Source organism: Massilia paldalensis (genome assembly GCF_044901715.1).
Lineage (GTDB): Bacteria > Pseudomonadota > Gammaproteobacteria > Burkholderiales > Burkholderiaceae_D > Telluria > Telluria paldalensis.
In genome coordinates this window covers 1-24,572 of record NZ_JBJCIU010000007.1, presented here as the reverse complement: position 1 = coordinate 24,572, position 24,572 = coordinate 1, and the positions used below count along the sequence as shown (strand labels likewise).

Annotated in this window: 28 protein-coding genes; 8 read left to right on the top strand and 20 right to left on the bottom strand. The window is 67.1% G+C overall.

Annotation, left to right across the window (positions count from 1 at the left end; all coding sequences use genetic code 11):
- Nucleotides 1–6 precede the first annotated feature (6 nt).
- Nucleotides 7–864 (top strand): cytochrome c oxidase subunit 3, encoded by an 858-nt coding sequence (locus tag ACI1V7_RS25420; protein WP_404534864.1) that lies wholly within the window; start codon nucleotides 7–9, stop codon nucleotides 862–864.
- Nucleotides 865–975: 111 nt separating this feature from the next.
- Here the strand turns inward: ACI1V7_RS25420 and ACI1V7_RS25415 are convergent, their stop codons facing one another.
- Entirely contained in the window at nucleotides 976–1,176 is a 201-nt protein-coding gene (locus tag ACI1V7_RS25415; protein WP_290412519.1) for a twin transmembrane helix small protein, read from the bottom strand.
- 56 nt (nucleotides 1,177–1,232) lie between these two features.
- On the opposite strand from ACI1V7_RS25415, the gene ACI1V7_RS25410 reads away from it, so the two are divergent.
- From ACI1V7_RS25410 to ACI1V7_RS25385, 6 genes are read left to right on the top strand one after another with little or no spacing between them, the layout of a single operon-like run.
- Nucleotides 1,233–1,967 carry an SURF1 family protein gene (locus ACI1V7_RS25410; RefSeq protein WP_404534862.1) on the top strand — a complete coding sequence of 245 codons (735 nt, stop codon included), beginning with the start codon at nucleotides 1,233–1,235 and terminating at the stop codon, nucleotides 1,965–1,967.
- Nucleotides 1,968–2,025: 58 nt separating this feature from the next.
- The gene (locus ACI1V7_RS25405; RefSeq protein WP_404535018.1) at nucleotides 2,026–2,583 is read left to right on the top strand and encodes an SCO family protein; all 558 of its coding nucleotides are present in this window, start codon (nucleotides 2,026–2,028) and stop codon (nucleotides 2,581–2,583) included.
- Nucleotides 2,584–2,595: 12 nt separating this feature from the next.
- The gene (locus tag ACI1V7_RS25400) at nucleotides 2,596–3,741 is read left to right on the top strand and encodes a COX15/CtaA family protein (RefSeq protein WP_404534860.1); all 1,146 of its coding nucleotides are present in this window, start codon (nucleotides 2,596–2,598) and stop codon (nucleotides 3,739–3,741) included.
- On the top strand, nucleotides 3,738–4,643 hold the full coding sequence (gene cyoE / locus ACI1V7_RS25395) for a heme o synthase (protein WP_404534858.1): 906 nt from the start codon (nucleotides 3,738–3,740) through the stop codon (nucleotides 4,641–4,643). The genes ACI1V7_RS25400 and cyoE overlap by 4 nt, the downstream gene beginning before the upstream one ends.
- Before the next feature lie 4 nt (nucleotides 4,644–4,647).
- On the top strand, nucleotides 4,648–5,244 hold the full coding sequence (locus ACI1V7_RS25390) for an SCO family protein (RefSeq protein WP_404534856.1): 597 nt from the start codon (nucleotides 4,648–4,650) through the stop codon (nucleotides 5,242–5,244).
- 29 nt (nucleotides 5,245–5,273) lie between these two features.
- Entirely contained in the window at nucleotides 5,274–6,344 is a 1,071-nt protein-coding gene (locus ACI1V7_RS25385; RefSeq protein WP_404534853.1) for an AI-2E family transporter, read from the top strand.
- Between the two features lie 121 nt (nucleotides 6,345–6,465).
- Here the strand turns inward: ACI1V7_RS25385 and ACI1V7_RS25380 are convergent, their stop codons facing one another.
- The 15 genes from ACI1V7_RS25380 to ACI1V7_RS25310 form a co-directional block, all read right to left on the bottom strand.
- A complete protein-coding gene (locus ACI1V7_RS25380) occupies nucleotides 6,466–6,822 on the bottom strand; it encodes a putative quinol monooxygenase (RefSeq protein WP_404534850.1) in 357 nt (118 codons plus the stop codon).
- Complete coding sequence (locus ACI1V7_RS25375; RefSeq protein WP_404534848.1) at nucleotides 6,819–7,283, bottom strand: nuclear transport factor 2 family protein; 465 nt, start codon at nucleotides 7,281–7,283, stop codon at nucleotides 6,819–6,821. The genes ACI1V7_RS25380 and ACI1V7_RS25375 overlap by 4 nt, the downstream gene beginning before the upstream one ends.
- 18 nt (nucleotides 7,284–7,301) lie before the next feature.
- On the bottom strand, nucleotides 7,302–8,054 hold the full coding sequence (locus ACI1V7_RS25370) for an SDR family oxidoreductase (protein ID WP_404534846.1): 753 nt from the start codon (nucleotides 8,052–8,054) through the stop codon (nucleotides 7,302–7,304).
- A 171-nt stretch (nucleotides 8,055–8,225) separates the two neighbouring features.
- On the bottom strand, nucleotides 8,226–11,195 hold the full coding sequence (locus ACI1V7_RS25365; protein ID WP_404534844.1) for a sensor histidine kinase: 2,970 nt from the start codon (nucleotides 11,193–11,195) through the stop codon (nucleotides 8,226–8,228).
- Nucleotides 11,196–11,218: 23 nt separating this feature from the next.
- Nucleotides 11,219–11,869, bottom strand: a complete 651-nt coding sequence (locus ACI1V7_RS25360) for a response regulator (protein ID WP_404534842.1) — start codon at nucleotides 11,867–11,869, stop codon at nucleotides 11,219–11,221.
- A gap of 65 nt (nucleotides 11,870–11,934) precedes the next feature.
- Nucleotides 11,935–13,080 carry an acyltransferase family protein gene (locus ACI1V7_RS25355; RefSeq protein ID WP_404534840.1) on the bottom strand — a complete coding sequence of 382 codons (1,146 nt, stop codon included), beginning with the start codon at nucleotides 13,078–13,080 and terminating at the stop codon, nucleotides 11,935–11,937.
- A complete protein-coding gene (locus ACI1V7_RS25350) occupies nucleotides 13,080–13,880 on the bottom strand; it encodes a LytR/AlgR family response regulator transcription factor (RefSeq protein WP_404534838.1) in 801 nt (266 codons plus the stop codon). Before ACI1V7_RS25350 ends, ACI1V7_RS25355 begins: the two co-directional genes overlap by 1 nt.
- A gap of 5 nt (nucleotides 13,881–13,885) precedes the next feature.
- Nucleotides 13,886–14,962: a sensor histidine kinase gene (locus ACI1V7_RS25345; RefSeq protein ID WP_404534836.1), complete on the bottom strand. Its 1,077-nt coding sequence runs from the start codon at nucleotides 14,960–14,962 to the stop codon at nucleotides 13,886–13,888.
- 42 nt (nucleotides 14,963–15,004) lie between these two features.
- Nucleotides 15,005–15,502: a nuclear transport factor 2 family protein gene (locus tag ACI1V7_RS25340; RefSeq protein ID WP_404534834.1), complete on the bottom strand. Its 498-nt coding sequence runs from the start codon at nucleotides 15,500–15,502 to the stop codon at nucleotides 15,005–15,007.
- 97 nt (nucleotides 15,503–15,599) lie between these two features.
- Complete coding sequence (locus tag ACI1V7_RS25335) at nucleotides 15,600–17,162, bottom strand: hypothetical protein (RefSeq protein WP_404534833.1); 1,563 nt, start codon at nucleotides 17,160–17,162, stop codon at nucleotides 15,600–15,602.
- Entirely contained in the window at nucleotides 17,159–18,025 is an 867-nt protein-coding gene (locus ACI1V7_RS25330) for an ATP-binding cassette domain-containing protein (protein WP_404534832.1), read from the bottom strand. Before ACI1V7_RS25330 ends, ACI1V7_RS25335 begins: the two co-directional genes overlap by 4 nt.
- A gap of 134 nt (nucleotides 18,026–18,159) precedes the next feature.
- Nucleotides 18,160–18,525: a VOC family protein gene (locus tag ACI1V7_RS25325; RefSeq protein ID WP_404534831.1), complete on the bottom strand. Its 366-nt coding sequence runs from the start codon at nucleotides 18,523–18,525 to the stop codon at nucleotides 18,160–18,162.
- A 68-nt stretch (nucleotides 18,526–18,593) separates the two neighbouring features.
- On the bottom strand, nucleotides 18,594–19,394 hold the full coding sequence (locus ACI1V7_RS25320; RefSeq protein ID WP_404534830.1) for a class I SAM-dependent methyltransferase: 801 nt from the start codon (nucleotides 19,392–19,394) through the stop codon (nucleotides 18,594–18,596).
- Nucleotides 19,395–19,450: 56 nt separating this feature from the next.
- Nucleotides 19,451–20,005: a GNAT family N-acetyltransferase gene (locus tag ACI1V7_RS25315; protein ID WP_404534829.1), complete on the bottom strand. Its 555-nt coding sequence runs from the start codon at nucleotides 20,003–20,005 to the stop codon at nucleotides 19,451–19,453.
- Complete coding sequence (locus ACI1V7_RS25310; RefSeq protein ID WP_404534828.1) at nucleotides 20,002–20,583, bottom strand: helix-turn-helix domain-containing protein; 582 nt, start codon at nucleotides 20,581–20,583, stop codon at nucleotides 20,002–20,004. The genes ACI1V7_RS25315 and ACI1V7_RS25310 overlap by 4 nt, the downstream gene beginning before the upstream one ends.
- Before the next feature lie 258 nt (nucleotides 20,584–20,841).
- Between ACI1V7_RS25310 and ACI1V7_RS25305 the strand changes: the two genes are divergently transcribed.
- Nucleotides 20,842–21,642, top strand: coding sequence for an HDOD domain-containing protein (locus ACI1V7_RS25305; protein WP_404534827.1), 801 nt, complete (start codon nucleotides 20,842–20,844; stop codon nucleotides 21,640–21,642).
- A 104-nt stretch (nucleotides 21,643–21,746) separates the two neighbouring features.
- On the opposite strand, the gene ACI1V7_RS25300 is transcribed toward ACI1V7_RS25305, so the two are convergent.
- The 4 genes from ACI1V7_RS25300 to ACI1V7_RS28370 all read right to left on the bottom strand — a co-directional run bounded on the left by ACI1V7_RS25300 (nucleotide 21,747) and on the right by ACI1V7_RS28370 (nucleotide 24,381).
- Nucleotides 21,747–22,343 carry a hypothetical protein gene (locus tag ACI1V7_RS25300; protein WP_404534826.1) on the bottom strand — a complete coding sequence of 199 codons (597 nt, stop codon included), beginning with the start codon at nucleotides 22,341–22,343 and terminating at the stop codon, nucleotides 21,747–21,749.
- A gap of 138 nt (nucleotides 22,344–22,481) precedes the next feature.
- Nucleotides 22,482–22,748: a hypothetical protein gene (locus ACI1V7_RS25295; protein ID WP_404534825.1), complete on the bottom strand. Its 267-nt coding sequence runs from the start codon at nucleotides 22,746–22,748 to the stop codon at nucleotides 22,482–22,484.
- An 841-nt stretch (nucleotides 22,749–23,589) separates the two neighbouring features.
- On the bottom strand, nucleotides 23,590–24,015 hold the full coding sequence (locus ACI1V7_RS28375; protein WP_425593029.1) for an immunity protein Imm33 domain-containing protein: 426 nt from the start codon (nucleotides 24,013–24,015) through the stop codon (nucleotides 23,590–23,592).
- A 9-nt stretch (nucleotides 24,016–24,024) separates the two neighbouring features.
- Entirely contained in the window at nucleotides 24,025–24,381 is a 357-nt protein-coding gene (locus ACI1V7_RS28370) for a DUF7079 family protein (protein ID WP_425593030.1), read from the bottom strand.
- Between the last annotated feature and the right edge of the window lie 191 nt (nucleotides 24,382–24,572).

Genomic DNA, 24,572 nt, shown 5'->3' with positions numbered 1-24,572 from the left:
AAGAGAATGGCTACGCCACACACCGCACCGTATTACTTCATTCCCGGGCCGTCGCGCTGGCCGCTGGCCGCCGGCATCTCGATGCTGGTCACCATGGCGGGCGCCTCCGGCTGGGTCAACGGCGCCGGCTGGGGCATGGGCGTGTGCCTGGCCGGCATCGTGGCGATGCTGGTCGTGCTGTATGGCTGGTTCGGCGACGCCATCCGCGAATCGGAATCGGGCGTGTACGGCCCGCGCATCGACGCGTCCTACCGCTGGTCGATGAGCTGGTTCATCTTCTCGGAAGTGATGTTCTTCGGCGCCTTCTTCGGCGCGCTGTTCTATGCCCGCGCGATCTCGATGCCCTGGCTGGCGGACCTCGACCACAAGGTGATCTGGCCCGACTTCGCCGGCCACTGGGGCAATGCGGGGCCGGCCGGCACCGTCGAGCAGTTCAATACGATGGGGCCGTTCCCGATCCCGACCATCAACACGGCGCTGCTGCTGACCTCGGGCGTGACGCTGACCATCGCCCACCACGCGCTGCGCGCCGGCCACCGGTCGAAGACGGCGTTCTGGCTGTTCCTGACAATCCTGCTGGGCGCCGTCTTCATGGGATTCCAGGCCTACGAATACCACCACGCCTATTCGGAACTGAATCTCAAGCTGACCTCGGGCATCTACGGCTCGACCTTCTTCATGCTGACGGGCTTCCACGGCTTCCACGTGACGATGGGGGCGATCATGCTGTCCGTGGTGCTGTACCGGGTGCTGAAAGGGCACTTCACGCCCGAGCACCATTTCGCCTTCGAAGGGGCGGCGTGGTACTGGCACTTCGTGGACGTGGTGTGGCTGGGGTTGTACGTGGTGGTGTACTGGCTTTGACAAGCATCGCGGCGTCAAGACCGTCGTCCCTGCGAAGGCAGGGACCCAATGTCGCTTGCGCGGCCGCTCACGCAATATCGGGCCCCTGCCTTCGCAGGGGCGACGGGGTTGCTAGTGCAACCCCGTCGGCTGTATCCACCCCATCTTGTACGAAAACAGTACCAGCAGGAACAGCGTGATCGACAAGCCGACCCGCAGCGCCAGCGCCTGCACGGTGCGGTTGCTGCGTCCCTTGTCGCGCATCAGGAAGAACAAGGCCGACGCCAGGCTGCCGAGGATGAGGACGAAGGCGATGGCGACGACGATTTTCATGGCGGACCCTGGCAAAGGAAGCGTGAGGAAAATGCAACGATCAGGATCCCATTGTAATGCGATTGCGCTTCCGTTTTAGCATCATTCCCTTCATGGCGACGGCGGCGCTGGTGGTCCTGGGCATCGTCCTCGGCAACTGGCAGGCCCGGCGCGCCGAGGAAAAGACGGCGCTGCAGGTGCGCCTCGTGCAGCGCGCCGCCGCGCCGCCGCTGCGGCTGGGCCGGGAGGCCATCGATCCGGCCGCCACCGCATACCGCCGCGTCGTCGCCACCGGCCGCTTCGTGCGCGGCTGGCCCATCTACCTCGACAACCGGCCCCTCAAGGGCCGCAGCGGGTTCGTTTTGCTGATGCCGTTTAAAATAACGGCTGCGGGCGATCGCCATGTGCTGGTGGCGCGCGGCTGGTTTCCCCGCGACCCGGGCGCGCACGACCGCATCCCGGCGCTGCCCGTGCCGGAAGGGGAGCAGACCATCGAAGGCATCGCCGTGCCGCGTCCGGCGCGCGTGATGCAGATCGGGACGCCGCCGGCGCTGGCGCCGCATGCCATCGTGCAGAACCTGGAAGTGGCCGACGTCGCCCGCGCAAGCGGCCTGGCCCTGCTGCCGTTCCTCGTCGAGCAGACGGGGAATCCTGCGTATGCACCGGACGGCCTGGTACGTGACTGGCCCGCCCCCGCGCTGGACGTGGACCGCCACCGCGGCTATGCCTTCCAGTGGTATGCGCTGGCGGCGATGGCGTGCGTGTTTTTTGTGATGACAGGATTTCGACGTGGAAGACAAACTGCCGGTTGAGGCATCGATCGTCGCACCGGAGCAGGGCGGCGAGAAAGCAAAGCGACGCGGCCGCCGCATGCTGTGGCTGGTGCTGCTCGTGTGCGCGTCGCCGCTGATCGCGTCCTATTTCACCTACTACGTGATCAAGCCCGAGCAGCGCAACAACTACGGCGCCCTGGTCGACCAGCGCGCCCATCCGGTCCCGGCCGGCCTGGCCACGACCACGCTCGACGGCCGCCGGCAGCCGCTTGCCAGCTTCAAGGGCAAGTGGGTGCTGCTGATGGCGGCGCCGGCGGCCTGCGCCGACGCCTGCCAGAAGCAGCTGTTCGCCATGCGCCAGCTGCGCCTGATGCAGGGCAAGGAGATGGACCGCATCGAGCGCGTCTGGCTGATCACGGACCGCGAGCCGCTGGACACGATCGTCATCCGCGAATACGACGGCACCCACATGCTGCGCGCCGATCCGGCGGCGGTGCGACAATGGCTTCCTGCGGACGCCGGGACCACGGCCGGCGACCATCTCTACATGATCGACCCGCTGGGCCACCTCATGATGCGCTTTCCAAAGGACCCGGAACCGCGCAAGGTCTACAAGGACATCTACAAACTGCTGAAGGCCTCGTCCATCGGCTGAACCCTGATTCATATGCAAGCATCGCACCTCGCACAACTGTTGATCCACGGCCTGCTCGTGGCCTGCATTCCCCTCTCGATGGTCTGGATGTCGGCCGACCCGTTCAAGTACCGCAAGCTGGTCTGGATCATCGCCTTCTTCACCTTCGACCTGATCGTGTTCGGCGGCTTCACCCGCCTGACCGACTCGGGCCTGGGCTGCCCGGACTGGCCGGGCTGCTACGGCCTGGCCAACCCGTTCCTGGCGCACGAGCACATCGCCGCCGCCGAGGAACTGATGCCCACCGGCCCCGTCACCGTGGCCAAGGCCTGGATCGAGATGATCCACCGCTACCTGGCAATGGGCATCGGCGTCCTGATCATGGCCCTCATGATCACGTCCTGGATCCAGTGGCGCCGCACCGGCGCGCGCGCCTTCCACCCGCTGCTGCCCACCGTGCTGTTCCTGTGGGTGTGCGTGCAGGGCGCGTTCGGCGCCTGGACCGTGACCCTGAAGCTGCAGCCCGTGATCGTCACGCTGCACCTGCTGTTCGGCGTGACGCTGCTGGCCCTGGTCGTCTGGCTGGGCGGGCGCGAAGACAACCTGCTGAAACCGCGGCCGCCGCTGGGCGATACGGCCGTGCTGCGCCGCCTGCGCCCGCTGGCCTGGCTGTCGGGCGCCGTCCTGCTGCTGCAGCTGGCGCTGGGCGGGTGGGTGAGCACCAACTATGCGACGCTCGCGTGCAGCGACTTCCCCTTGTGTAACGGGCAAGTCTTCCCCGAGATGGACTTCGAACACGGCTTCACGCTGTGGCGCGAACTGGGCAAGACGGCGGCCGGCCACTACCTGCCGTTTTCCGCGCTGACGGCGATCCACTGGGTGCACCGCAACTTCGCCGCCGTCGTCGTGCTGGTGCTGGGCTATACGGCGTGGCGCGCGTGGCGCGTGCCGGGCCTGCATGCGACGGCGCGCAACCTCGTGCTGGTGCTGGCGGCCCAGGCCCTGACGGGCATCGCCACCGTGTTCTTCAGCTTCCCGCTGGCGCTGGCGGTATTGCACAACGCCGGGGCGGCCGCCCTCGTCCTGCTGGTGACCATGTTAAACTACAAGGTACAGTACCAACTCGACCCGGTCCCGCAGGGCGCACGGCGCTCCCCGGCACCCGCGAGCCATCCATGATCACCCACACCGCCACCCACAAACCGCCCAACCGGATCGCGCAATACTGGGCGCTCACCAAGCCGCGCGTCACCCAGCTGGCCGTGTTCTGCGCCGTCATCGGCATGTTCCTCGCCACCGACGGCTTCCCCGGCTGGCACGTCTTGTTCTGGGGCACGCTCGGCATCTGGCTGCTGGCCGGCGCCGCGTTCGCCGTCAACTGCCTGATCGAAGCCGAGATCGACGCGCGCATGGCCCGCACCGCGCGCCGCGCCACCGCCATGGGCGAGCTGTCCACGATGCAGACGCTGGTCTTTTCCGGCGCCATCGGCGGCGCCGGCATGGGCGTGCTGTACACGATGGTCAATCCCCTGACGATGTGGCTGACCTTCGTCACCTTCGTCGGCTATGCGCTGATCTACACGGTGCTGCTCAAGCCGAACACGCCGCAGAACATCGTCATCGGCGGGCTGTCCGGCGCGATGCCGCCGGCCCTGGGCTGGGCCGCCGTCGCCGGCACGGTGCCGATGGAAGCCTGGCTGCTCGTCTTGATAATCTTCGTCTGGACCCCGCCGCACTTCTGGGCGCTGGCCATGTACCGGCGCGACGACTACGTCCGTTCCGGCCTGCCGATGCTGCCCGTGACGCACGGGATGCAGTACACGGGCCTGCAGGTCTGGCTGTACTCGATCGCGCTGGCCGCCTGCACGCTGTTCCCGTACGCCGTGGGCATGAGCGGCGTCGTCTACCTGGCCGCCGCCGTCGCATTGAACGCCGTGTTCCTGCGCTACGGCTGGCTGATCCACAAGCACTACAGCGACCAGGTCGCGCGCAAGGCCTTCGCCTGGTCCATCGTCTACCTGGCGCTGCTGTTCGCGGCGCTGCTGGTCGACCATTATGTGAAGCACTACCTGAATTTCTGAGCCCATGAAAAGACTGCTGCCCGCCCTCGTCGCCGCCATGCTGCTGACCGCTTCGCTCGCCGCCTGCGACAAGCTGCCGGGCAAGCAGGCCAGCTTCCAGAACACCGACGTCACGGGCCTGGACTACGCCAAGGACTTCTCGCTGACCGACCACACGGGCAAGCCGCGCACGCTGGCCGACTACAAGGGCAAGGTCGTCGTCGTGTTCTTCGGCTATACGCAGTGCCCGGACGTGTGCCCGACCACGATGGCGGAAATGGCCACCGTGATGCAGAAGCTGGGACCGCAGGCGGACCAGGTGCAGGTCGCCTTCATCACGCTGGACCCGGAGCGCGACACCCAGGAACTGCTGGCCTCCTATGCGCCGGCCTTCGACAAGCGCTTCGTCGGCCTGCGCGGCTCGCCCGAGCAGACCGCCCGCGTCGCCAAGGAATTCAAGGTGTTCTACTCGAAGGTGCCGGGCACCGAACCGGGCAGCTATACCATCGACCACACGGCCGGCAGCTACGTGTTCGACCGCGAGGGCAGGCTGCGCCTGTTCATCCGCCACGGCCAGGGCGCCGACGCCATCGTCCACGACATCCGACAGCTGTTATCCTGAGGCCTCGATAACACGACGGCGGAGGTGGCATGGAGCGGCGACTCGGTAAAAACTATACCCGCTACGCCGCCGTCATCCTGCTGGGCCTCGGCTGCCTGTACGTGCTGCGGCCCTTCCTGGCCGCGATCCTGTTCGCCGCCGCCGTCGTCATCTCCTCCTGGCCCCTGTACCAGCGCCTGCTGCGCCACATGCGCGGCCGCCGCACCATCGCGGCGCTGACCATGACGTTGTCCCTGACGCTGCTCGTCATCATCCCGCTGGCCCTCGTCGCCTGGAACCTGGCCGACAACATCGGCAACGCCTTCGACCAGCTCCGGTACGCGCTGGCGCACGGCGAACTGCTGCCGCCGGCGTGGATCCGCGACATTCCCCTCGTCGGCGAACAGGTCGACCTCTACCTGCGCCAGCTCGTCGCCAGCCGCGAGCAGATGCTGGAACTCGCGCAGCGCATGGTCGAACCGGCGCGCCGCTGGCTGCTGGCGGGCGGCATCATGCTCGGCACCGGCGTCGTGCAGATGAGCCTCGCGGCCTTCGTCAGCTTTTTCTTCTACCGCGACGGCGACACCCTGATGACGGCCATCGGCGCGGCCATGCGGCGCATCATGGACGAGGAAGCGGCGCCGGTGATGGACATCGTCAGCCAGACCGTGCGCGGCGTGATGTACGGCCTGCTCGGCACGGCGCTGGCCCAGGCGCTGGTGGCGGCCGTCGGCTTCGCCCTGGCCGGCGTGCCGGCCGTGCTGCTGCTCTCGGTGCTGGTGTTCGTGTCGTCCCTGATCCCCGTCGGTCCGCCCGTCATCTGGGGCGGCGCGTCCGTCTGGCTGTTCTCCCAGGGAGAAACGGGATGGGGCATCTTCATGCTGGTGTGGGGCTTCTTCGCCATCAGCGGCGTCGACAACATCGTGCGTCCCGTCCTGATCAGCCGCGGCTCCAGCCTGCCGTTCCTTCTGACCTTGCTGGGCGTGCTGGGCGGCGTGATCGCCTTCGGCTTCGTCGGCCTGTTCATCGGGCCGACGCTGCTGGCGGTGGGGTATTCGCTGCTGAGCGGCTGGACCCATACGAAGGATCCGATCGTCAAGCAGAAGGGCGGGGGGATCTGAAGCCACGTCGCCCCTGCGCAGGCAGGCGCCCAATCTTGCCGGCGCAGCTACGATGCATGAACAATCAGGGTGACAGTGCCAATGGCACCATCACGCCTGCACAGGGCGACGGCGCGCGCTGCTAGTCGGCCACGCGTCCGCGCGGGTCGTCCAGTACGATCTTCGCCACCTGGTAGCGCACGCCCTGGCGGTCCAGGATGCGCACATTCTCCACGACGGTACGCAAGGCCGTCAGGAAGGTCGGCGCGTTCTCGTGCGCCTCGTAGGATGCTTCGTCGGCCCAGCCTTCGGTCAGGTGGAACAGGTCCGGGTCCGTCAGGTCCTGGGCGAAGGCGTAGTACACGCAACCATGCATCTTTGCGGCCGCCGTCATGTCGGGGATGACGGCGTCGATGAAGGTCTGGCGGTCTTCCGGATGGACGCGGTAGTAGGCGCTGACGACGTATTCCGTCGCCTGGGTCTTGTCGTGTGCAGTCATGATGCGTTCCCTGCCCCGTCGTGCGGCTGCAGCACCGCCCCGATATTGCCCAGGATGCCCAGCTGGGCAAACAGGATCGTCGCCGCCGTGTAGCAGTGGAAGAATTCGACTTTGCCGTCCTTCAGCTTGAACACGTCGCAGCAGGGTGCCTGGATGCGCTGGTTGGTCGGGGCGATCGTCCCGGCCGGGATCACCAGCGGGCCTTTGTGCGTGCCGTTCAGCGATAGCTCGACGATGATGGTGTCGTCCGTCACGTAGAAGTTGCCCAGCTCGCGGTGCATGTCCGGGAAGGCGGTCGCATAGATGTCGACCGTCTTGCCGATGTCCTGGCCATAGTATTTCGCGCCCGCGGAGACGTCGTAGAAGTAGCCGTCGTCGGCGAACAGCTTCACGAAGGCGGCGCTGTCCTGCACTTCGGCGACTTCGTAGAGATGGCGGATGATGCGTTCGTTGTCGGTCATGGTTTCGCTCCTGTTAGATTAGACTTGGGCCATGCCGCCGTCGACGAACAGCTCGGCGCCGTTGATGAAGCTGGCGTCGTCGGATGCCAGGAACAGCACGGCCTTGGCGATTTCTTCCGGCTGCGCCACGCGCCCCAGCGGTACCTGGCTGGCCAGGTAGTCGAGCAGGCCCTGTTGGGCGGCCTTGTCGTCGCCGGCCAGGTCGACCAGGCCCGGCGTGTGCACGGGGCCGGGACTGACAACGTTGACGCGGATCTTGCGCTCCTTCAGGTCCAGGATCCAGCTGCGCGCCAGGTTGCGCACGGCGGCCTTGCTGGCGCTGTAGACGCTGAACGCGGCCGTGCCCATGATGCCCACCGTCGAACCGGTCAGCACGACGGCGGCGCCGTCGGACAGCAGCGGCAGCGCTTTCTGCACGGTGAACAGCAGGCCTTTCACGTTGCGGTCGAAGGTGTCGGTGAACTGCTCTTCGGTGATTTGCCCGAGGGGCTGCATGCCGCCGCCGCCCGCGTTCACGTACAGCGCGTCGATGCGGCCGGCGCGCTCGCGGATGGTGTCGACCAGGCGGTCCAGGTCGGCGTTGCTGGCCGAGTCGGCGCGCACCCCGATGGCGCCATGGCCGATGGCCTCGACGGCCGCGTCCAGCTCCGCCTGGCGGCGGCCGGTGATGAAGACCCGTGCGCCTTCCTGCGCGAACAGCTTGGCGGTGGCCAGGCCGATGCCCGACGAGCCGCCGGTGACGAGTGCGATTTTTCCTGCGAATTTGTTCATGGTGTCCTCCGTCGTTGATCGATGGAGGAAGTCTAGTCCTTCCACATGGGTGTTGAAATCCGCATTTTGTAGAATGACTATCCATGTTCATGGACGAAAATGGCACCCAGGTTCCAACCGGTCCGGCCACGGCGCGTGCACAAAAAGTCCCCTGCCAGGGGATAGGGAGCTTCAGGCCCCGGCGTAGGCACGCGCGGCCGGCACGGCCAGCACGACGGCGGTGCCGCCGCCCGGCCGGCTCTCCAGCGCCAGCCGCGCGCCGATGCGTTCGGCCCGTTCGCGCATGCCGATCAGGCCCCAGTGGCCGCTGCGGTAGCCGGTACGGGCCACCTCGGCATCGAGGCCGCGGCCGTCGTCGCGCACGCTGGCATCGAACGCGCGCCGGCCATAGCCGAGCACCACCTCGATGCGGCGCGCGCCGGCGTGGGCAAAGGCGTTGCGCAGCGCCTCGCACACGATGTGTGCCGCCTCGTCGGCCACCGCGTCGTCCAGCCGCCGCTCGCGTCCCTCGATGCGCAAGGCGAAGGCGACGCCCGGATGGATGCCGCGCAGCGTGGCGGCGCAATCCTCGATCGCGTCTTCCAGGCGCGGCGCGCCGCCGCGCAGCGCGTGCACCTGGTCGCGGCCCGCGTCGATCGCGCCGGCCGCGTCGCCCAGCGCGCGACGCAGCTCGTCGCGCGCGCGGTCGCCGTCCGGCAGCGACGCGGCCAGGCCGTCGAGCCTGAGCATCAGCACCTGCACGGCCTGCAGGATGGTGTCGTGCAGCGTGCGGGCGATGCGTTCGCGCTCGTCGTTGCGCACCTGCAGGCGCTCCGTCAGCCGGCGCGTCAGCTGGCGCACGCGGTAGCGGTGCAGCGCATACGCCAGCGCCGCCAGCAGGACGCCGCAGGCGATCCGGAAAGGCAGGCTTTGCGCCAGCGTCGGTTCCACGGTCAGGCGCAAGGCCGCATCCTGCGCGCTGGCGACGCCGTCCTCGTTCACGGCGCGCACGCGGAACACGTAGTCGCCCGGCGCCACGTTCGTATAGGCCGTCATGCGCCGCGTGCCGGCGTCCTGCCAGAGGGCGTCGACGCCGTCCAGGCGGTACTGGAACTGCAGGCGCTCCGGCGCGCGCAGCGCCGGCGCCGTGTAGCGGATGCGGAAGTTGTTCGATCCCGGCGGCAGGCGCAGCGGCGCGGCGGCGTCGAAGCGTTGCTGGTCGGTGGCCAGGTCGAGGATGAGCGGCTGCGGCGCCACCGTGTTGCGGCGCAGGCTCGCCGTGTCGACGGTAACGACGCCGCCTCCTGCCACGAACCACAGGTGACGGCCATCGGCGGTGAGTGCCGTGGGCATGCGCGTGCCCACCGTGGACTGCCCGGGGAAGCCTTCGGGCGCGTCGAACAATTCGTAGCGCAAGGAAGTAGTGGGATCGCGCATCGCGCGCTGCCAGTCGGCGGCTTGCACGTGGACCAGGCCGGCGGTGCCGTTCAGCCAGCGGTCGCCATCGGCACCCACGACCAGACCCGAAACATTGCGCAGGACGTCTGGATCGGCGGCGCGCAGAAGGCGTAACGTGCCGTTCTCGAACACCGCCGAGCCTTTGTCGCCGGAGACGACCAGCGGTTCGCCGGGAAAGATGCCGGACCCCATCCCCAGCATGCGCATGTCGTAGCTCGTCAGCCGGCCGTCCTGGTAGCGCACCAGTTTGCCCTCCGACGTCGCCAGCCACAGGCGTCCGTCTTCGTCGCGCACCGCCAGGTAAATGTCGCGCGGCAGGTTGAAGGCGCTGCGCGGCAGCCACGCCTTGCCATTCCAGCCGATCAGGCCCGCTTCCGGCGCCGCCACCCACATGATCTTGCCGTCGTCGAGGATGCCTATGACGTGCATGTCGGTCGGTTTGCCGTCCGGCCCGGGCGGCAGCGAGATGTCCTCGCGGCCGGTGCGCGAGCGGCGCTGGATGCTGCGCTTGCCCGCGACGAGCAGGGTGTCGTCGGGACTGTTCGCCACCACGTTGGCCCACGCGCCCGGTTCTGCGCGGGGCGCCTGGCCCGGCGCCAGGCGCCACAGCGTACCCGTGCCTTTCTCCGCTGCCCAGACCTGGCCCGTGTCGTCGGCGGCGATCGTGTAGCGGTCGCCCGATTTGGCCAAGCCGGACGGCAGCACGCGCTTTGCGCGGAAGCGGTCCAGGCCCGCCTCGGTCGAGATCCACAGGTCGCCCTCGCGGTCGCGCATGACGAGCGCGGCATCGTTGCCGGACAAGGGGAAGGAGGGTGGCATGCGCACGCTGGCGTCGCGCCGGGGCGCCAGCGCCGAGCGCTTGGCCGCATCCGGCACGAGGCACAGCCGTTCCGGGCACTCGAGCGACCATAGCGTGCCGTCGGCATCGAACAGGCCCGTATTATGCGCGTAGCCCGCATCGACATCGGCCGCGGTCGCGCCGGCGCTGGCCGATCCTCCCAGTCGCAGGGCGTATTCCGCCCGGTCTCCCAGCAGCCATACGCCCCCGTCAGGCGCCAGCGCGAGCCGTCCTCCACGCCCGGACAACTTGTCGAAGCGCCCACGCGTCCGGTCCAGGCGCCACGTGCCGTAGGCGTTCGCGGCCCAGATCGTACCGTCGCCGTCGCGCAGCAGGCTACCGAATTCCGACGTGCGCCATTCTGGTCCTTCCTGTACGAGGGTCCAGCGTCCCTTGTGCAAACGGTGGAGTCCCTCGACGCCGGCGGTCCAGATGCTGCCCTCGGCGTCGACGGCAACGGCGAAAATAGGCCGTTCCGGGCTGCCTGCGCCGGCCGAGAGTTCCTCAAGGCGCCCGTCCGGGTGCAGTACCGCGAGGCCACGTCCCAGATAGGTGAGATAGAGGTCGCGGCCGTGCGCCTCGATATTGAAGATGCGCTTCGGCGCCGTCCCGCCGGGCAGCGCGTAGCGTTCGAAACGCAGGCCGTCGAAGCGGTACAGGCCGTCGATGGTGTTCAGCCACAGCCAGCCGTCGCTCGTCTGCACCATGGCGCTCACCTGGGGCGGGCCGCCGTTTTCCTGCGTCCAGCGCGTGTGCTGGTAGTTCGACAGCGCGGGGCCGGCCGCCGCGGCCTGCATCGCGGCGGCGGCCAGCAGGCCGGCCAGCCCGTGCAGCGCTTGGCGGAGGGAGGTCAGGAAAACCTTCATGGTCGCCGGTCCGGGGGGCACGTTCAGAAGTCGATGAACCCGCGCTGCGCCGCCAGCGTGACCGCATGGGTGCGGTCGCTGGCGCCAAGCTTGACGAGCATGGTGCTCATGTGGGTCTTGACCGTGGCTTCGCCGATGCCCAGCAGCGCGGCGATCTCGCGGTTCGAGCGGCCGCGCGCGGCCAGGCGCAGCACGTCCAGTTCGCGCGGCGACAGTGCGTCGCCCGCGTAATGGCGCGTCACTTCCTGGCGCAGTGCCTGCGGCAGCACGTAGCGGCCCTCGTGCACGTCGCGCACGGTGCGGGCCAGCTCGTCGCCGCCGGCGTTCTTGCCGAGGTAGGCGCGGGCGCCGGCCTTGAGCGCCATCGCGATGCGGGCGTCGCCCCGGTAGGTCGTCAGCACGACCAGGCGCGCGCCGGGGTCGAGCGAACGGATCGTGCGGATCGTCTCGATGCCGTCCTTGATGGGCATCTGCAGGTCGATCAAACCGACGTCGGGGCGTGCGCGCTCCCATGCCTCGATGGCCGCCTCGCCATCGTGGAGGCGCGTCACGATCTCGAAGCCGCCCTGGCGTTCGAGGGCGGTCGCGATCCCGTCGAGCATGAGGGGGTGGTCGTCGGCGACCAGGACGCGGATCGGCGCGCCGGAAGAGGGAAGGACGTTCGGGTGATGCAAAACTGCTCCGTCGGAGAGCCCAAAACCTCGATTCTAAGTGAAAGCGGCCACGCCGTGCCGAGGTTTCAGGGTTGCACGGCCGTGCCGCCCGGCGCCTGGGCGGCCGCCACGGCAGGCGCCGGCCGGGCCGGATACCAGCGTTCGCGCAGGCGCATGAACGGGGTTTCCACCACCCGGTAGAGCAGCCAGCCGCCCCCGATGCCCGCTGCCATGATGGCGGCGATCCACCATGGCGCGCCGGTATCGATGCCCAGGCGCCCGGCCTGCGGGCGGATCGCCATGAAGATCGGCTTGTGCGCCAGGTAGACGGCGTAGGACCAGAGCGCGAGGCTGGCGGCGCCGGGAACGCGCACCCGGTTCAGGATGCAGCGCGGGCCGAGCGCGGACAGTACCAGCAGGCCGAAGCCGGCCGCCACCAGCGGAAAGCCGAACGTCGTCGCGGCGAAAGGACTGATGTTTTCCTCGGCGATGGCGTACAGCACGGACGCCGTCGTCGCCAGGCCGGCCGCGAAGATGGCGTTCGCATGCGCTTGCAGCCGCGCGAAGAGGGCGGGATGGAAGTTCTTCAGCATGGCGATGGCGACGCCGGGCAGCAGTCCGCCGAAGCGGCACAGGGTCGAGTAGTAGACCTCGGCCGCGAATGCGTCGTGGCCGCCGTGCAGCATGGCGGCGGCACGGGCCGCCACGCCCAGCGCTGCCGCGCCGAGCAGCACGCACCAGGCCAGGCGCGCCGGCCGGCGCACGCGTGCCAGTGCCAGCACGGCCAGCGGCAGCACGACGTAGAACTGTTCCTCGATGCACAGCGACCAGGAGTGGGTGAAGGTCTGTCCGTAGGCCAGTCCCATGTTCTGCGTGAAGGTCAGCATCTGCCACAGCGGCGGCATGCCGGAGCCGGCGATCGGGCCGTGCGGCAGCAGCAGGTAGATCGCCAGCATGGCGTAGTAGTTGGGCAGCGTGCGCAGCAGGCGGCGCGCGAAGAAGCTCCCGGTCGACCAGGTTTCGCCGCGCGCGACGGGCGCGAGCAGCTGGTTGCCGATCAGGTAGCCGCTCAGCACGAAGAACAGGTCGACGCCGGACCAGCCCACCTCGCCGAGGATGCCGAAGGTCGGCGCGTGGCTGACGAAGCCGGCATAGTGGGACATCAGCACGAGCACGATGGCGCAGGCGCGCAGGGTATCCAGGCCCTGCAGGCGGATGGTGGAAGGGGGCATCAGGCGACTTTCGGGGCCAGGAGGGAAACGGTGTCGGTATCGGTATCGGCGGCGCGGGCGCGCCGTGCCAGCGCGTCGGCAAGCGCCGGCATGTAGGTGCGGCTGGCGCGCAGCAGCGTGCCGTCGCGCAGGCGCAGCACGGCGTCGCGGTTGGTCAGCGCGCGCAGCTCGGCCACCATGTCCAGGCGCACGATGCTGGAGCGGTGCACGCGCTGGAACTGCTGCGGATCGAGGCGCAGCGCCAGCGCGTGCAGGCGTTCGCGCACCAGGTATTCCTTGCCCTGGACGTGCAGCGTGGCGTAGTCGCCGTCGGCCTCGATATGCTCGACGTCGGCGACGTCGACGAGGACGGTGCGGCTGCCGGCGCGCACGCTGAAGGTGCGCGTCCAGGGGGCCTGGGCGGGCAGCGGCGCGCGCCGCCAGGGCCAGGCGGCCAGCGCGCGCTCCAGCGCCTCGTCCAGGCGCTCGTCGTCGATCGGCTTGAGCAGGTAGTCGATGGCGGCCAGCTCGAAGGCCTGCAGCGCGAAGCCGTCGTAAGCCGTCAGCAGGATCGCCATCGGCCTGGTCTGGCGCGGCAGGCTCGCCAGCACCTCGAGGCCGCTGCGGCCGGGCATCTCGACGTCCATGAACACGAGGTCGGGGCAGACGTCGGCGAGGCCGGCGGCAGCCGTGTCGCCGTCGCCGTATTCCGCCACCAGTTCGATGCCGGGATGCCTGGCCAGGCGCGTGCGCACGGCCAGGCGGGCCAGCGGCTCGTCGTCGACGATTGCGACGCGCAGCCTGACGTTCATTCTGCTCATTACGTTCATGCCGCCACCCTGGCGTCGTTCGCCGCCGCGCGGCCGGTGCGCTGCAGCGGCAGCGCGATGCGCACCCCGAAGCGGCCGTCGGCGCGCCAGCCGGCATCGACCTGCTGGTCGTCCCCGTACAGGTGGCGCAGGCGCTCGGCGACGTTGGCCAGGCCGATGCCGCCGCCCGCGCCAGTCGCTCCGTCCGCGTCCGCGCCGCGACGGCCGTCGTTGCTCACGTCGACCAGCAGCCGGCCGCCCTCGCGACCGATGCGGATGTCGAGGCGTCCCGGCGCGGCCAGCGGTGCGATGCCGTGGCGGATCGCGTTCTCCACCAGCGGCTGCAGCATCAGGTAGGGCACGGCGGCGTCGAGCAGGTCCGGGCCCGCCTTCATGGTCAGCTGCAGGCGCGTGCCCAGGCGCGCCTTTTCGATGTCGAGGTAGGCCTCGGTGAGCGCCAGTTCCTCGGCCAGCGCGTGTTCGTGGCGGCCGTCGTGGGCCAGCGTGGCGCGCAGGAAGTCGGCCACGCGCCCGATCATGCGGTTGGCATCGCCGTTCGCCTCGGCCGCGACCAGGGCGGAAATGGCGTTCAGCGTATTGAACAGGAAGTGGGGATTGACCTGCAGGCGCAGCGCGCGCAGCTCGGCGTCGCGCGCGGCCGCCTGGGCCTGGGCCAGGCGCAGCTGGGCGCCCTGCAGCGACAGGTAGTAGACGGCCAGCGCATGCACGGCGCAGAACACGAGCAGCGCCAGCCAGCAGCCGTCCAGGCCCCGCGTCAGCTCGTCCCAGTGGTAGCGGTCCATCAGGCCCAGCCCGATCTCCAGGCGCTGGCCCAGCAGGTTGTTCAGCACCGACATGGCGTAGCTGGCGCTCACCAGCACGAGGCCCGTGGGCAGCCAGTGCACGTCGCGCCGCCACATGGTCCTTTGCAGCGCCGCCAGCAGCACGATCCACGCCATGCAGGCCGCGATGTACATGGCACGGAACCAGATCGCGTGGCCGTGGCCGAGCGCTGGCAGGCCCAGGATCGCCATGCAGGCGCAGACCGGCAGGGCGGCGAGGACGGGGACGAGCAGGGGCGTCGCTTGTTTCACGCGATGGGTCCGGAACGATGTTGGCGCTGCAATTCTAGCGGCTTATCGATCGATGGAGAACAGCATGGAGCTGATTTTCCAGCCGTCCTCCGCATGCACCATCTGCCAGGATTCGGCGCCGCGGTTGGTGACCTTGCCGTCGTCGAGGAAGTCGAAGTCGAAGTAGACTGAGCCCACCGTGCCGTTGGTCTCGATGCGCACGTTGTAGAAGCGCTCCTCGACGGGCCCACCCTTGTCGTCCTGGATCATGGCCGCGAACCTTTTCCAACTCGATCTCCGGTACTTCTCCGCATCCGGGAAGCGTGCCTTGGCAGCCTTCCAGGTGCGGTCGTCGAGAACCGAGATCCAGCTGTCGTGGTCCTGCAGGAACAGGGAGCCCAGCTTCTTGCCGTCGTGGGCCTTGATGGCGTCCTGGAACTGTTGCACGACCTGCTGGATCGCGGCGCGGTCGGCGGCATGCGCATCGTCGGCTGCGCGCGCCGGCGCGAGGCAGCAGGCGGCGAGGAGGGCGAAGGTCGAGAACAGGCGGCTGGCGTGCATGAGGACTCCCGGTGTGATGAAAGTCCCCACGCTAGCGCTCGCGCATGCGCGGGTCCAGCATGCTGCGACCAGCCGTGCGCGGCCTGCGGCGAACCGGTCAGCCGTGCGCCAGGGCGTGGCGGTTCCACAGGTAGCCGGCCAGGGCGGCGAGCCCGCCCACGCCCAGCCAGGCCAGCACGGAGGGGAGCGTGGCCGTGCCGTGGAAGCCGACCACGTCCAGCGCCGGCACGTCGGCGGCGCTGATGCTGACGTACAGCCCGAACAGGAACAGCGCCAGGAAGGTGCGCGCCGTGCCGCTCGCGCGTCCCAGCAGCGTGGCCAGCGCCGCCAGTGCGAACATCCCTGCCACCAGGGCGCCGGCGCGCAGCGGTGCCGCAACGGCCAGCCGCAGCGCGGCCACCCCCGTGAACATCAGGCCCAGCACCAGGGCGGCCGCCAGCTGGCGCCAGTAGCGCCGCGCGGCGCCGCCCGCGACGGCGGCACCCATGCCGTCCAGGGCGGCGTCGCCGTCGCGCGTGGACAGCTCGCTCGCGAGGATGCCCCAGAAGGCGACGCAGGCGACCGCAAGGCCCGGCAGCATGCGCGCATCGAGCGCCAGCGCGAGCACCTGGGCCGCCAGCAGCGCGGCGATGGCGGCCGGCGCCCCCGCCAGGGTCAGGGCGACGTCGGCCAGCACCTGTCCCGCCATGCCGTGCAGGCGCGCGGACAGGGCGAACAGCGGTTGCGCCAGCCGCGCCAGCGGACGCAGCCAGCTGTTGAGCAGCGCCAGCGGCGAGCGGCGCGCACGGGCGCGGGCCGGCTTCACGCGGTCCGGCGAAAAGCGGTGGAACAGGCGCATCGCGAGCAGCAGCGGGACCAGGGCCAGCACGGCGGCGACGCAGCGCACGCCGGCTACCCGGGCCGTCCACGTCCAGGCCGGGAGCGTCAGCGGGGCCAGGTGCGGGTCGAAGCTGGCGATGCCGACCATCGTGTCGCGGAAGTCGCCATAGGCGGCCAGCGTGGCGATCACGGCGCTCATGCCCGTGAAGTCGACGGGGATGGCGGTGGGTCCCGCGCCTTCGACCACGCCGGCCATCATGCCGACCTGGCTCATCCAGATGACGAAGTACAGCAGGTCGCCGGCCTTGCCCATCAGCGGCGCCCAGCTGTCGAACAGCAGCGCGCAGCTGGCGGCGAACAGGATCATGGGCCCCATGACCAGCGCATAGGTCTGCAGGTAGACGAGCGGTTCGAGCGGGCCTTCTCCGCGCAGCAGGTGGCAGGCGAGGATCGTGGCCATGAAGGCGGCCACGAGCGCCAACAGGTACAGCACGCCGCCGCACCAGCGCGCCAGCAGGAAGGACGCATTGCCGGCCGGGCTGGCGCCGATGACGCCCGCGAGGCCGCTGCGCAGGTCCTCGGCCATGCGTCCGCGCAGCAGGTAGAAGCCGGCCAGCGCGAACAGCAGCGAGGCCTGGGCGGCGCTGCCCAGCGCCAGCGCCGAACTGGTGTAGCGCACGCGCGCGCCGCCCATGGCGATCAGCGTGCGGCCGGTGGACGGGTCGGAGATCATCAGCCAGGTGAGCGCGACGATCGCCAGCAGCGTCGCCAGCGTCGACAGCCGGCGCAGCCGCGTCCTGGCTTCCAGCAGGGCCAACGTGCGGATCAGGTAGGCATTCATGCCGCTTCCTTCACCGCGTAGCGCTGCGCCATCAGCGCTTCTTCCAGGCTCGGCTCGGCCGGCTGCGCGCCCAGGCAGGGAGGTCCCGGATGGGCGATGCGCAGCGCGAAGCGGCTGCCCTGGCGCAGGGCCTGCAGCACGTGGGTGGAGGCGCGCAGGCTGTCGTATTCGGCCGCGTCGACGCTGGCCGTCCAGACCTGGCCGCGCGCGCGGCCGAGGATGTCATCCGGCGTGTCGAAGGCGACCAGCCGGCCGCTCCTCATGATGGCAAGATGGCCGGCGATGGTCTCGACGTCGGACACGATGTGCGTCGAGATGATGACGAGTTTATGGAAGCCCAGTTCGGCCAGCAGGTTGCGAAAGCGCAGCCGCTCTTCCGGGTCCAGGCCGGCCGTCGGCTCGTCGACGACGAGGATGTCCGGGTCGTTCAGCAGCGCCTGGGCGATGCCGAGGCGGCGCAGCATGCCGCCCGAGAAGGTGCTGGCCATGCGGTTCGCCTGCTCGTGCAGGTTGACGAGTTCCAGCAGGCGGCGGATGCGCGCCGGGTCGCGTACGCCCTTGAGCGCCGCGAAGTACTGCATGAATTCCAGCGCCGACACGTTGCGGTAGACGCCGAAGTCCTGCGGCAGGTAGCCCAGGCGCGCGCGGATCGCCTCCGGCTTCGCCACGATGTCGCTGCCATCGAACAGGATGCGGCCGGAGGTGGGCCGCGCCAGCGTGGCGATCATCTGCATCAGCGTCGTCTTGCCGGCGCCATTGTGGCCGATCAGCCCGACGACGCCCGCGTCCAGGCGCAGCGACAGGTCGTCGACGGCCGTGACCTGCTTGCCGAAGGTTTTGGTGACGTTCTGCAGTTCCAGCATGGCGAAGCTCCGTACGGTGGCGATACCGTACTGTACGGCCCCGCGCGCGGCAACGCACCCCGCATTGCGACAGGCGGCAGGTTTCGCGGAATGAAATGCAGATGTCGCCGCTTGGCGCCTGCCCGGACAGGCTCCTAGCGCACGGCGGCGGCGTCGAAATGCGGGTTCTCGATCAGGCCGATGACGTTGCCGAACGGGTCCTTCAATTCGGCCACGCGGATGCCGTCGCCCACGTCCTGCACGGGTTCGTGCTCGGTGGCGCCCAGCCGGACCAGGCGCTCGGCTTCCGCAGCGACGTCGTCCACGCCCCAGTAGACGACGGAGCCGGCGGTGCCGGGCGTGCCGTCCGGGACGAGGCCCAGCTCGAAGCCGCCGATATTGAAACCGACGTAGAACGGCTGGTCGAAGTACGGCGCCGTACCGAACGCTTCGGCGAACCAGTCCTTGGCCCGGGCCAGGTCGGCGACGGGGTACTTCACGGTGCGCAATCCTTTGATCATGGCGTTCTCCTGTGAAAACGCCATGATGCCATCGCCGGCCGGCCCGGTATTGGAAAAATGGAAGGTGCTTACTTCGGCTTGACGAACTTGAGCGTCATGCGGTCGCTCTCGCCGATCGCCAGGTACTTGTCGCGGTCGACGTCCTTGTTGGCCAGCGTCGGCGGCAGCGACCAGACGCCCTTCGCGTAATCGGCCGTGTCCTTCGGGTTGGCATTGACCTCGGACTTGTCGACGAACTTGAAGCCGACGCTCTCGGCCATCTTGATCACGTAGTCCTGGTGCACGTAGCCGCCGGTGGAACCGGCCTTGCGCGACGCCGGCAGGCGATGGTCCTCGATGCCGAGGATGCCGCCCGGCTTGACGACCTTGTAGACCTCCGCCAGCGTCTTCTTCAGGCCCTCGTCGCCTTCGCCCATCCAGTTGTGCAGGTTGCGGAAGGTGAGCACCATGTCGACGCTGTTGGCCGGGGCGATGTCGTAGGCGCGCGGCGGCTCGAACACGGCGCGCTGCACCTTGCCGTACATGGCCGGGTTCGCGGCCAGTTTCTTGCCCAGGTTGTCGGCATAGCGGCGCGCGCCCGCATCGGTCGAGGACGGCGATTCGCCGGCGACGATCAGCTTGCCCTTGTCGCGCAGGTAGGGCGCCAGGATCTCCGTGTACCAGCCGCCGCCCGGCGCCAGCTCGACCACGGTCATGTCGGGCCGGATGCCGAAGAAGGTCAGCGTCTCGTACGGATGGCGCGCCGCGTCGCGCGCCACGTTGGCGAGCGTGCGGTCCTTGCTCGCGATGGCCGCCTTGAGGGCGTCGTCGGCCTGGGCCGCGTGCACGGTGCCGAGGGCCAGCATGCCGGCCAGGATCAGTCGCTTCATGTTCGTCTCCCGATGAGTTTTGGAGCGACGATGATCGAGCAGGGCGGCGCAGCCGGTCAAGCGAATTCGGCGATGCCCGCCGCGGCGCGCTCGACGCGCTTGTAGAAGAAGGTGGTCGCGCACAGCGGCCCGTCCGGCAGGCAGGCATAGTCCGGCACCGCGCCCACGCGCTGCCAGCCGAGGCTTTCGTACAGGCGTTCGGCGGCCGCGTTCGACGTGTCGAGCACCAGCACGCTGCGGCCCTGGCTGCGTGCCGCGTCCTCGACGGCTTGCATCAGCAGCCGTCCCAGGCCCAGGCGGCGCGCGGACGGATGGACCAGCAGCTTCGCGACCTCGCCCCGGTGCGGCTGGTTCTCCGGCAGGTCCGTGACCAGCTGCACGGTGCCGGCGATGCGTTCGTCCACCTCGGCGACGAGCAGCGTGCGCTCGCCGCGCGCGACGCCGGCCGCCACGCCGCGCCAGAAACGCTCGGCCTTGTCCGGCGCCATCGGCAGCATGAAGCTGACCGACGCGCCATCCTCGACGCAATCGACCAGCACCCGCGCCAGTTCCCCAATGCGGACGATTGCCTCGTCGGCGCCGAGCGTGCGTAGCGTTGGATGGCCATTCATGTCGATCTCCTTGCGGGTGGATGGGACGGCGACGCCAGCGCCACCAGGTAGCGCGCCGGCGCGGCGGTCGGGTTGTGGTAGGTGATCGGCCGGTCCAGGCGCATCGCCAGGCAGTCGCCGGCGGCGAGCAGCCAGCGCTCGTCGCCGACACCGACTTCCATCGTGCCTTCGATGACCCAGACCTGCTGCTGCACGTCGACGTCGCGCGCCGACGTCTCGTAGGCGATGCGCTGGCCCGGCGGGAAGCTGACCTCGACCAGCTGGATCGGCGCCGGCACCGAGGGCGACAGGTTGCGCCGCACGTAGCCGGAACCGGGATCGGTCCATACCGGCTGATCGGCGGCGCGGGCGACGGGCGAGGGAACGTCGGCATCGCGCTCGAACAGCGAGGCGACGGTAACGCCCAGCGCGGCGCTCAATTTGTCGAGCACGGTGGCGGTGGCGCTGCTCTCGCCCCGTTCGATCAGCGAGATGTTCGAGCGGCTGACGCCGCTGCGCTCGGCCAGCGCTGCGAGCGACAGGCCGCGCTCGTCGCGCAGGGCGCGGATGCGGGCGGCAATGAGAAGGTTTATGTCCATGATATCCAGTATAGTGGACAAGTAAATCTTGTAAACTGGATTTTTGAGAAGGCGAGGAAAAGGGGAGAGATGATGGTATCGACGGCGAGCACTCCTGCGCGCTTCCGGTCAGCATCGGGGAAACGACGTGCTCCTCGGGCGATGTTGCGGTTCGACAACATATAAACGATAAATCCGGAAAAACACGAAAATATTGCGCAGTGGCATTACACTAGATTGTATTGACGTTGTCCGCCGGACGATATACCACGTAGAGCCATGATTACCCTTGCCAGCTTCTTTGAACATGTCCGTCTGCCGACGATTTCCGACGTGGCGCATGCCTTGATTGCCAGTCTTGGCGACGAGGACATCTCCACCAAACAGATTGCCTCGATCATCGCACGTGATCCGGCCCTGACGGCCAAGCTGATGCGCTTGGCCAATAGTGCACGCTTTGGCGCCAGCCGCACCATCAGCTCGCTCGACGAGGCCATCGCATTGACGGGGATCGCCCACATCCGCACGCTCGCGCTGGCTGCCTGCTTCGCTGAGTCATTCCCACAATTGCCCGGTCTGGATACGAAGGAATTCTGGAACAGCAGCATGACGTGCGCAGGCTACGCCCGCTGGCTTTCCAGGGGCGCCAACGTGGATGGCAACGACGCCTGGCTGGCCGGCATGATCCTGCGACTGGGCGAACTGTTGATCTACCAAGTGGCGCCGTCGGCGTTCGCGGAGATCGAACAGCTGCCGCACCTGCCTGGCGCGCGCTGGGAGCGAGAACGACGTTTGCTGGGGCTGTCCGAGAGCGCGATCACGGCCGAGTTGGCGCGGCGCTGGAATTTCCCGGATCGGATCGTGACCGCCGTCGAGGGCGCATCGATGCCGATGGATGCACCGCGTTTCTCCCGCCTGGCTGGCGTCGTGCACCTGGCCAGTCTTCTGGCCGACACGCCGGACGACGCCCCCACGGTGATCGACACGCTGCCGGGAGAAGTGGTCGACCGGCTCGGCATCGACATGGCATGGATGCGCGCGGGTTTTCCATCGCATGAGTCGTTCGTGGCGGCTGCTTGATGCCCGGGATGCTGTCGAGTTCGACTGCCTTGAGTCGACCAGCGCATCCGCTCAGCCGCTGAGCGCATACCCCCGCGTGCCGTCGATCCCGCAGGCGAGAGGTCTCAATTGGTATGGCGATAGTCGCTACGACGCATGTCGCAACCCGGCTCGTGGCTTGTTTTGTACGAACCGCCATCCTCGAAGTACAGCTGGTAGTACTTTCCCTCCAGTTGCACGAAGTGGAAGTCGCAGTGCGCCTGGATGGTGACGCCGTTGTCCTCGAAGGGCGCGAGCCGGGCGCGCCATGATGCAAAGGGGGGCTTGATCAGGGCCGAGTGCAGTTCCTCCACGGATGCCTGGTCCGGATCGACTTTGATCGTTCCCATCGGTACACCCACGAGCATGCTGATCACGTGCAGTTCATCGGCCGCGTGCCGCAACAAATAATCGTGGATCGCGCCATCCACGCCCTGCCTGGTGAGAGGGCTTGCCAGGTCCAGTTCATAGGTCTTGTCGCCAATGTTCACTCGGGACAGCGTGGCCTTGATCGGCAAGCCGTACGGACGTTCGGCCTTGCGGTATTCGAAGCCATACTTTCTGAAAGCGGCATCCACCTCCTGCATCGATGCAGCGCTTGCCGTACCGGCGACGGTGAGTAAAGCGAGGGCTGCCGCAGCCGACAATGGAAGGCTGCGCAGTATCTTGAAATTTCGGAACATCGTTTTTCCTTGCGTCGGCACCGGCTGGACTGCGGGTGCCAGCTAGCGTTTTTTAATCTGCCTTTCGACCGTTCCACGGATATGCCTCGGGCTGTACGGTGCTCGAACGGCGGCTTCCGACCCATTGCGGACGCTCGCCTAAATATTCGCCTTGTAAGGATCAATACCGGCTGCTTGCAAACGCTTTTGCAATGTAAGCAGGACATGCTCTGCGGCTGTAGGCCTGGTCATCGCTCGGCCAGCCTCTTCTTGAGAGATCTCGTCCAATCGTGGGGCTATCATGTGGGCGCCAGCATCGTAGCGGACGAAGAACCGGCAGTCCTCTTCGAAGATCTGAATGCCATGCCGGTCATAAATCTTTGCGCGCATATGTTCTGTTGCCGTTCGGGTGATGACACGGGCCATCAATGATCGCATTTGGCCGAACCCAGCCGTTCAACTCAGCATAGCAGTTTGCGATGCCGGAAAAGTCACGAACGGTTACGGCCGTCCGGAACCGACCCGGAGCGGACAATAAAAATAACCGTATCTCAGTGGTTAAACTTAGGAGCCATCCGGGATTCACATAGATCCGTTGGCACCGTCCACACCTCAGGAACAATGTCGCCCGTCCCGCCTTGTGACTTTCGTACGGCCCCCGCATGTCCAAACCAAAGGGCTACATGGTCATTTGGGACGCCCGGATCACCGGGTAATCCAACAACAACTGCAGGCAACCCATCGAGTTGAACGAACTCGCCTTTAAGTAGTTTCATAGCTATAAGAAATTGGTGTGCGAAGGACCGCTCATGGCCGAACCCGGCCGGTCGGAACAGCATAGCAAGATGCTGCTGAGGAAAAGTCGCGTACTGTCACGACCGGCGGCAAGCGACCCAGAGCAGACATGGCGAGCATAACGATGTTCTCTGCGTACTAGCCGGGATTGTCCCAATCAACCTGCCAACCGGCTTCGTCAAAGTACGCTGCAAGCTCAGTTTCGTCCTCGACCCAGTTGTCGAATGCACCGTGCTCGTTCGGTCCTGTCGAACCCATCCACCATTCGTAAATCAAGAACCCTCCGGTCGCCTCAGCATCGCTCCGTACGATTACGCTATGGTCGGTGTGTTCGCTATTTAGCAGCTTACCTTCGATATTTATAGGGATACTCATCCGCAATCAACGATTTTAAGTGTGCAAACGTATCAACGGCCGCTTCTGGCCCATTTGAGAAGGTTCTGGAAAGCAGCCGTGGGCTTGAATCGGACGGTCACTTGTCCCCTAACAGCGTCGAGTCGAACCAGACGTCTTCGTATCCTTCAGCGATATGAAATCTGTAGCCCGGCGGCAGTGACAAGTAAGGTATGACTGACGGCAAATAGCCGGCGATGTGTTCGACGTGAAGCGGCTGATAAAAGTTGGGAGCGGTAGAAGCATCTTTGCCACACCAGATGAACCACCCGCACGTTCCGTCAAGGCAAATGCGTAATCCATTAATTGGTAACTTCCCGACTGTTGCAAGCGCAACCCCAAGCTTTTGGCCAGCAACGGGCGGACTGCCCGCGACGCCGAATCTTGAAGACACTCCTTCTTGAGTTTCGATCAAAATCAGATCCCTGGGTATTGAACGCCAATCGTCCACTCCTGTCCGAAGGCTGTTTCTATTGAATGACCGCAATCGACCCCTTGCGGGCATTTGTGATGACTACTCGCAGACTTCGTTTCTTAATCTTTTCACACGAGGTAAGACAACTCGCCAGTAACTAGCAGTAAAGAACCAAAAAAATGGACGTTGTATAAATACGTTGATTCGATGTCCGTACGACGCGCGCCGAAGCGCGAATCTGATGCATCTTGACTTTAGCCACTCTGATTCAAAACCTGCCCATTCGCCAGCGAGACTCGCGGCGTTCACACATAAGGCTGGGGCCACTTCAAAGTTATGTATTGAGCGAATCTCTGAAAAAGAGTACGGAGAGTCGGCGATTGAGCGAGCGATCCAGTCGAGTTGGATGTCTGTTAACTCTGTGTCGAGCCAGAATTCCGAAAGGGCTTCCCACACTGGTAACCTCTGTCGTAGCGCCTCATCGGAGAAATCCAACAAATTTATATGCAACTCAGCGGAATGAACCGCCCCGGATTTTGTAGAGGCTCCATTGTTTGAGAAAATGGAGCTATGAAGAAGCAACCCAAGTATTCCCCCGAAGTCATCGAGCGCGCCGTGCGCATGGTCAGCGAGGCCGCGAGCGAGTA

Bases quoted from the DNA above. Each gene is read 5' to 3' on its own strand.
- ACI1V7_RS25420 (WP_404534864.1), top strand. From the start codon at position 7: ATGGCTACGCCACACACCGCACCGTATTACTTCATTCCCGGGCCGTCG.
- ACI1V7_RS25415 (WP_290412519.1), bottom strand. From the start codon at position 1,176: ATGAAAATCGTCGTCGCCATCGCCTTCGTCCTCATCCTCGGCAGCCTG.
- ACI1V7_RS25410 (WP_404534862.1), top strand. From the start codon at position 1,233: ATGCGATTGCGCTTCCGTTTTAGCATCATTCCCTTCATGGCGACGGCG.
- ACI1V7_RS25405 (WP_404535018.1), top strand. From the start codon at position 2,026: ATGCTGTGGCTGGTGCTGCTCGTGTGCGCGTCGCCGCTGATCGCGTCC.
- ACI1V7_RS25400 (WP_404534860.1), top strand. From the start codon at position 2,596: ATGCAAGCATCGCACCTCGCACAACTGTTGATCCACGGCCTGCTCGTG.
- cyoE (WP_404534858.1), top strand. From the start codon at position 3,738: ATGATCACCCACACCGCCACCCACAAACCGCCCAACCGGATCGCGCAA.
- ACI1V7_RS25390 (WP_404534856.1), top strand. From the start codon at position 4,648: ATGAAAAGACTGCTGCCCGCCCTCGTCGCCGCCATGCTGCTGACCGCT.
- ACI1V7_RS25385 (WP_404534853.1), top strand. From the start codon at position 5,274: ATGGAGCGGCGACTCGGTAAAAACTATACCCGCTACGCCGCCGTCATC.
- ACI1V7_RS25380 (WP_404534850.1), bottom strand. From the start codon at position 6,822: ATGACTGCACACGACAAGACCCAGGCGACGGAATACGTCGTCAGCGCC.
- ACI1V7_RS25375 (WP_404534848.1), bottom strand. From the start codon at position 7,283: ATGACCGACAACGAACGCATCATCCGCCATCTCTACGAAGTCGCCGAA.
- ACI1V7_RS25370 (WP_404534846.1), bottom strand. From the start codon at position 8,054: ATGAACAAATTCGCAGGAAAAATCGCACTCGTCACCGGCGGCTCGTCG.
- ACI1V7_RS25365 (WP_404534844.1), bottom strand. From the start codon at position 11,195: ATGAAGGTTTTCCTGACCTCCCTCCGCCAAGCGCTGCACGGGCTGGCC.
- ACI1V7_RS25355 (WP_404534840.1), bottom strand. From the start codon at position 13,080: ATGCCCCCTTCCACCATCCGCCTGCAGGGCCTGGATACCCTGCGCGCC.
- ACI1V7_RS25350 (WP_404534838.1), bottom strand. From the start codon at position 13,880: ATGAGCAGAATGAACGTCAGGCTGCGCGTCGCAATCGTCGACGACGAG.
- ACI1V7_RS25340 (WP_404534834.1), bottom strand. From the start codon at position 15,502: ATGCACGCCAGCCGCCTGTTCTCGACCTTCGCCCTCCTCGCCGCCTGC.
- ACI1V7_RS25335 (WP_404534833.1), bottom strand. From the start codon at position 17,162: ATGAATGCCTACCTGATCCGCACGTTGGCCCTGCTGGAAGCCAGGACG.
- ACI1V7_RS25330 (WP_404534832.1), bottom strand. From the start codon at position 18,025: ATGCTGGAACTGCAGAACGTCACCAAAACCTTCGGCAAGCAGGTCACG.
- ACI1V7_RS25325 (WP_404534831.1), bottom strand. From the start codon at position 18,525: ATGATCAAAGGATTGCGCACCGTGAAGTACCCCGTCGCCGACCTGGCC.
- ACI1V7_RS25320 (WP_404534830.1), bottom strand. From the start codon at position 19,394: ATGAAGCGACTGATCCTGGCCGGCATGCTGGCCCTCGGCACCGTGCAC.
- ACI1V7_RS25315 (WP_404534829.1), bottom strand. From the start codon at position 20,005: ATGAATGGCCATCCAACGCTACGCACGCTCGGCGCCGACGAGGCAATC.
- ACI1V7_RS25310 (WP_404534828.1), bottom strand. From the start codon at position 20,583: ATGGACATAAACCTTCTCATTGCCGCCCGCATCCGCGCCCTGCGCGAC.
- ACI1V7_RS25305 (WP_404534827.1), top strand. From the start codon at position 20,842: ATGATTACCCTTGCCAGCTTCTTTGAACATGTCCGTCTGCCGACGATT.
- ACI1V7_RS25300 (WP_404534826.1), bottom strand. From the start codon at position 22,343: ATGTTCCGAAATTTCAAGATACTGCGCAGCCTTCCATTGTCGGCTGCG.
- ACI1V7_RS25295 (WP_404534825.1), bottom strand. From the start codon at position 22,748: ATGGCCCGTGTCATCACCCGAACGGCAACAGAACATATGCGCGCAAAG.
- ACI1V7_RS28375 (WP_425593029.1), bottom strand. From the start codon at position 24,015: ATGCCCGCAAGGGGTCGATTGCGGTCATTCAATAGAAACAGCCTTCGG.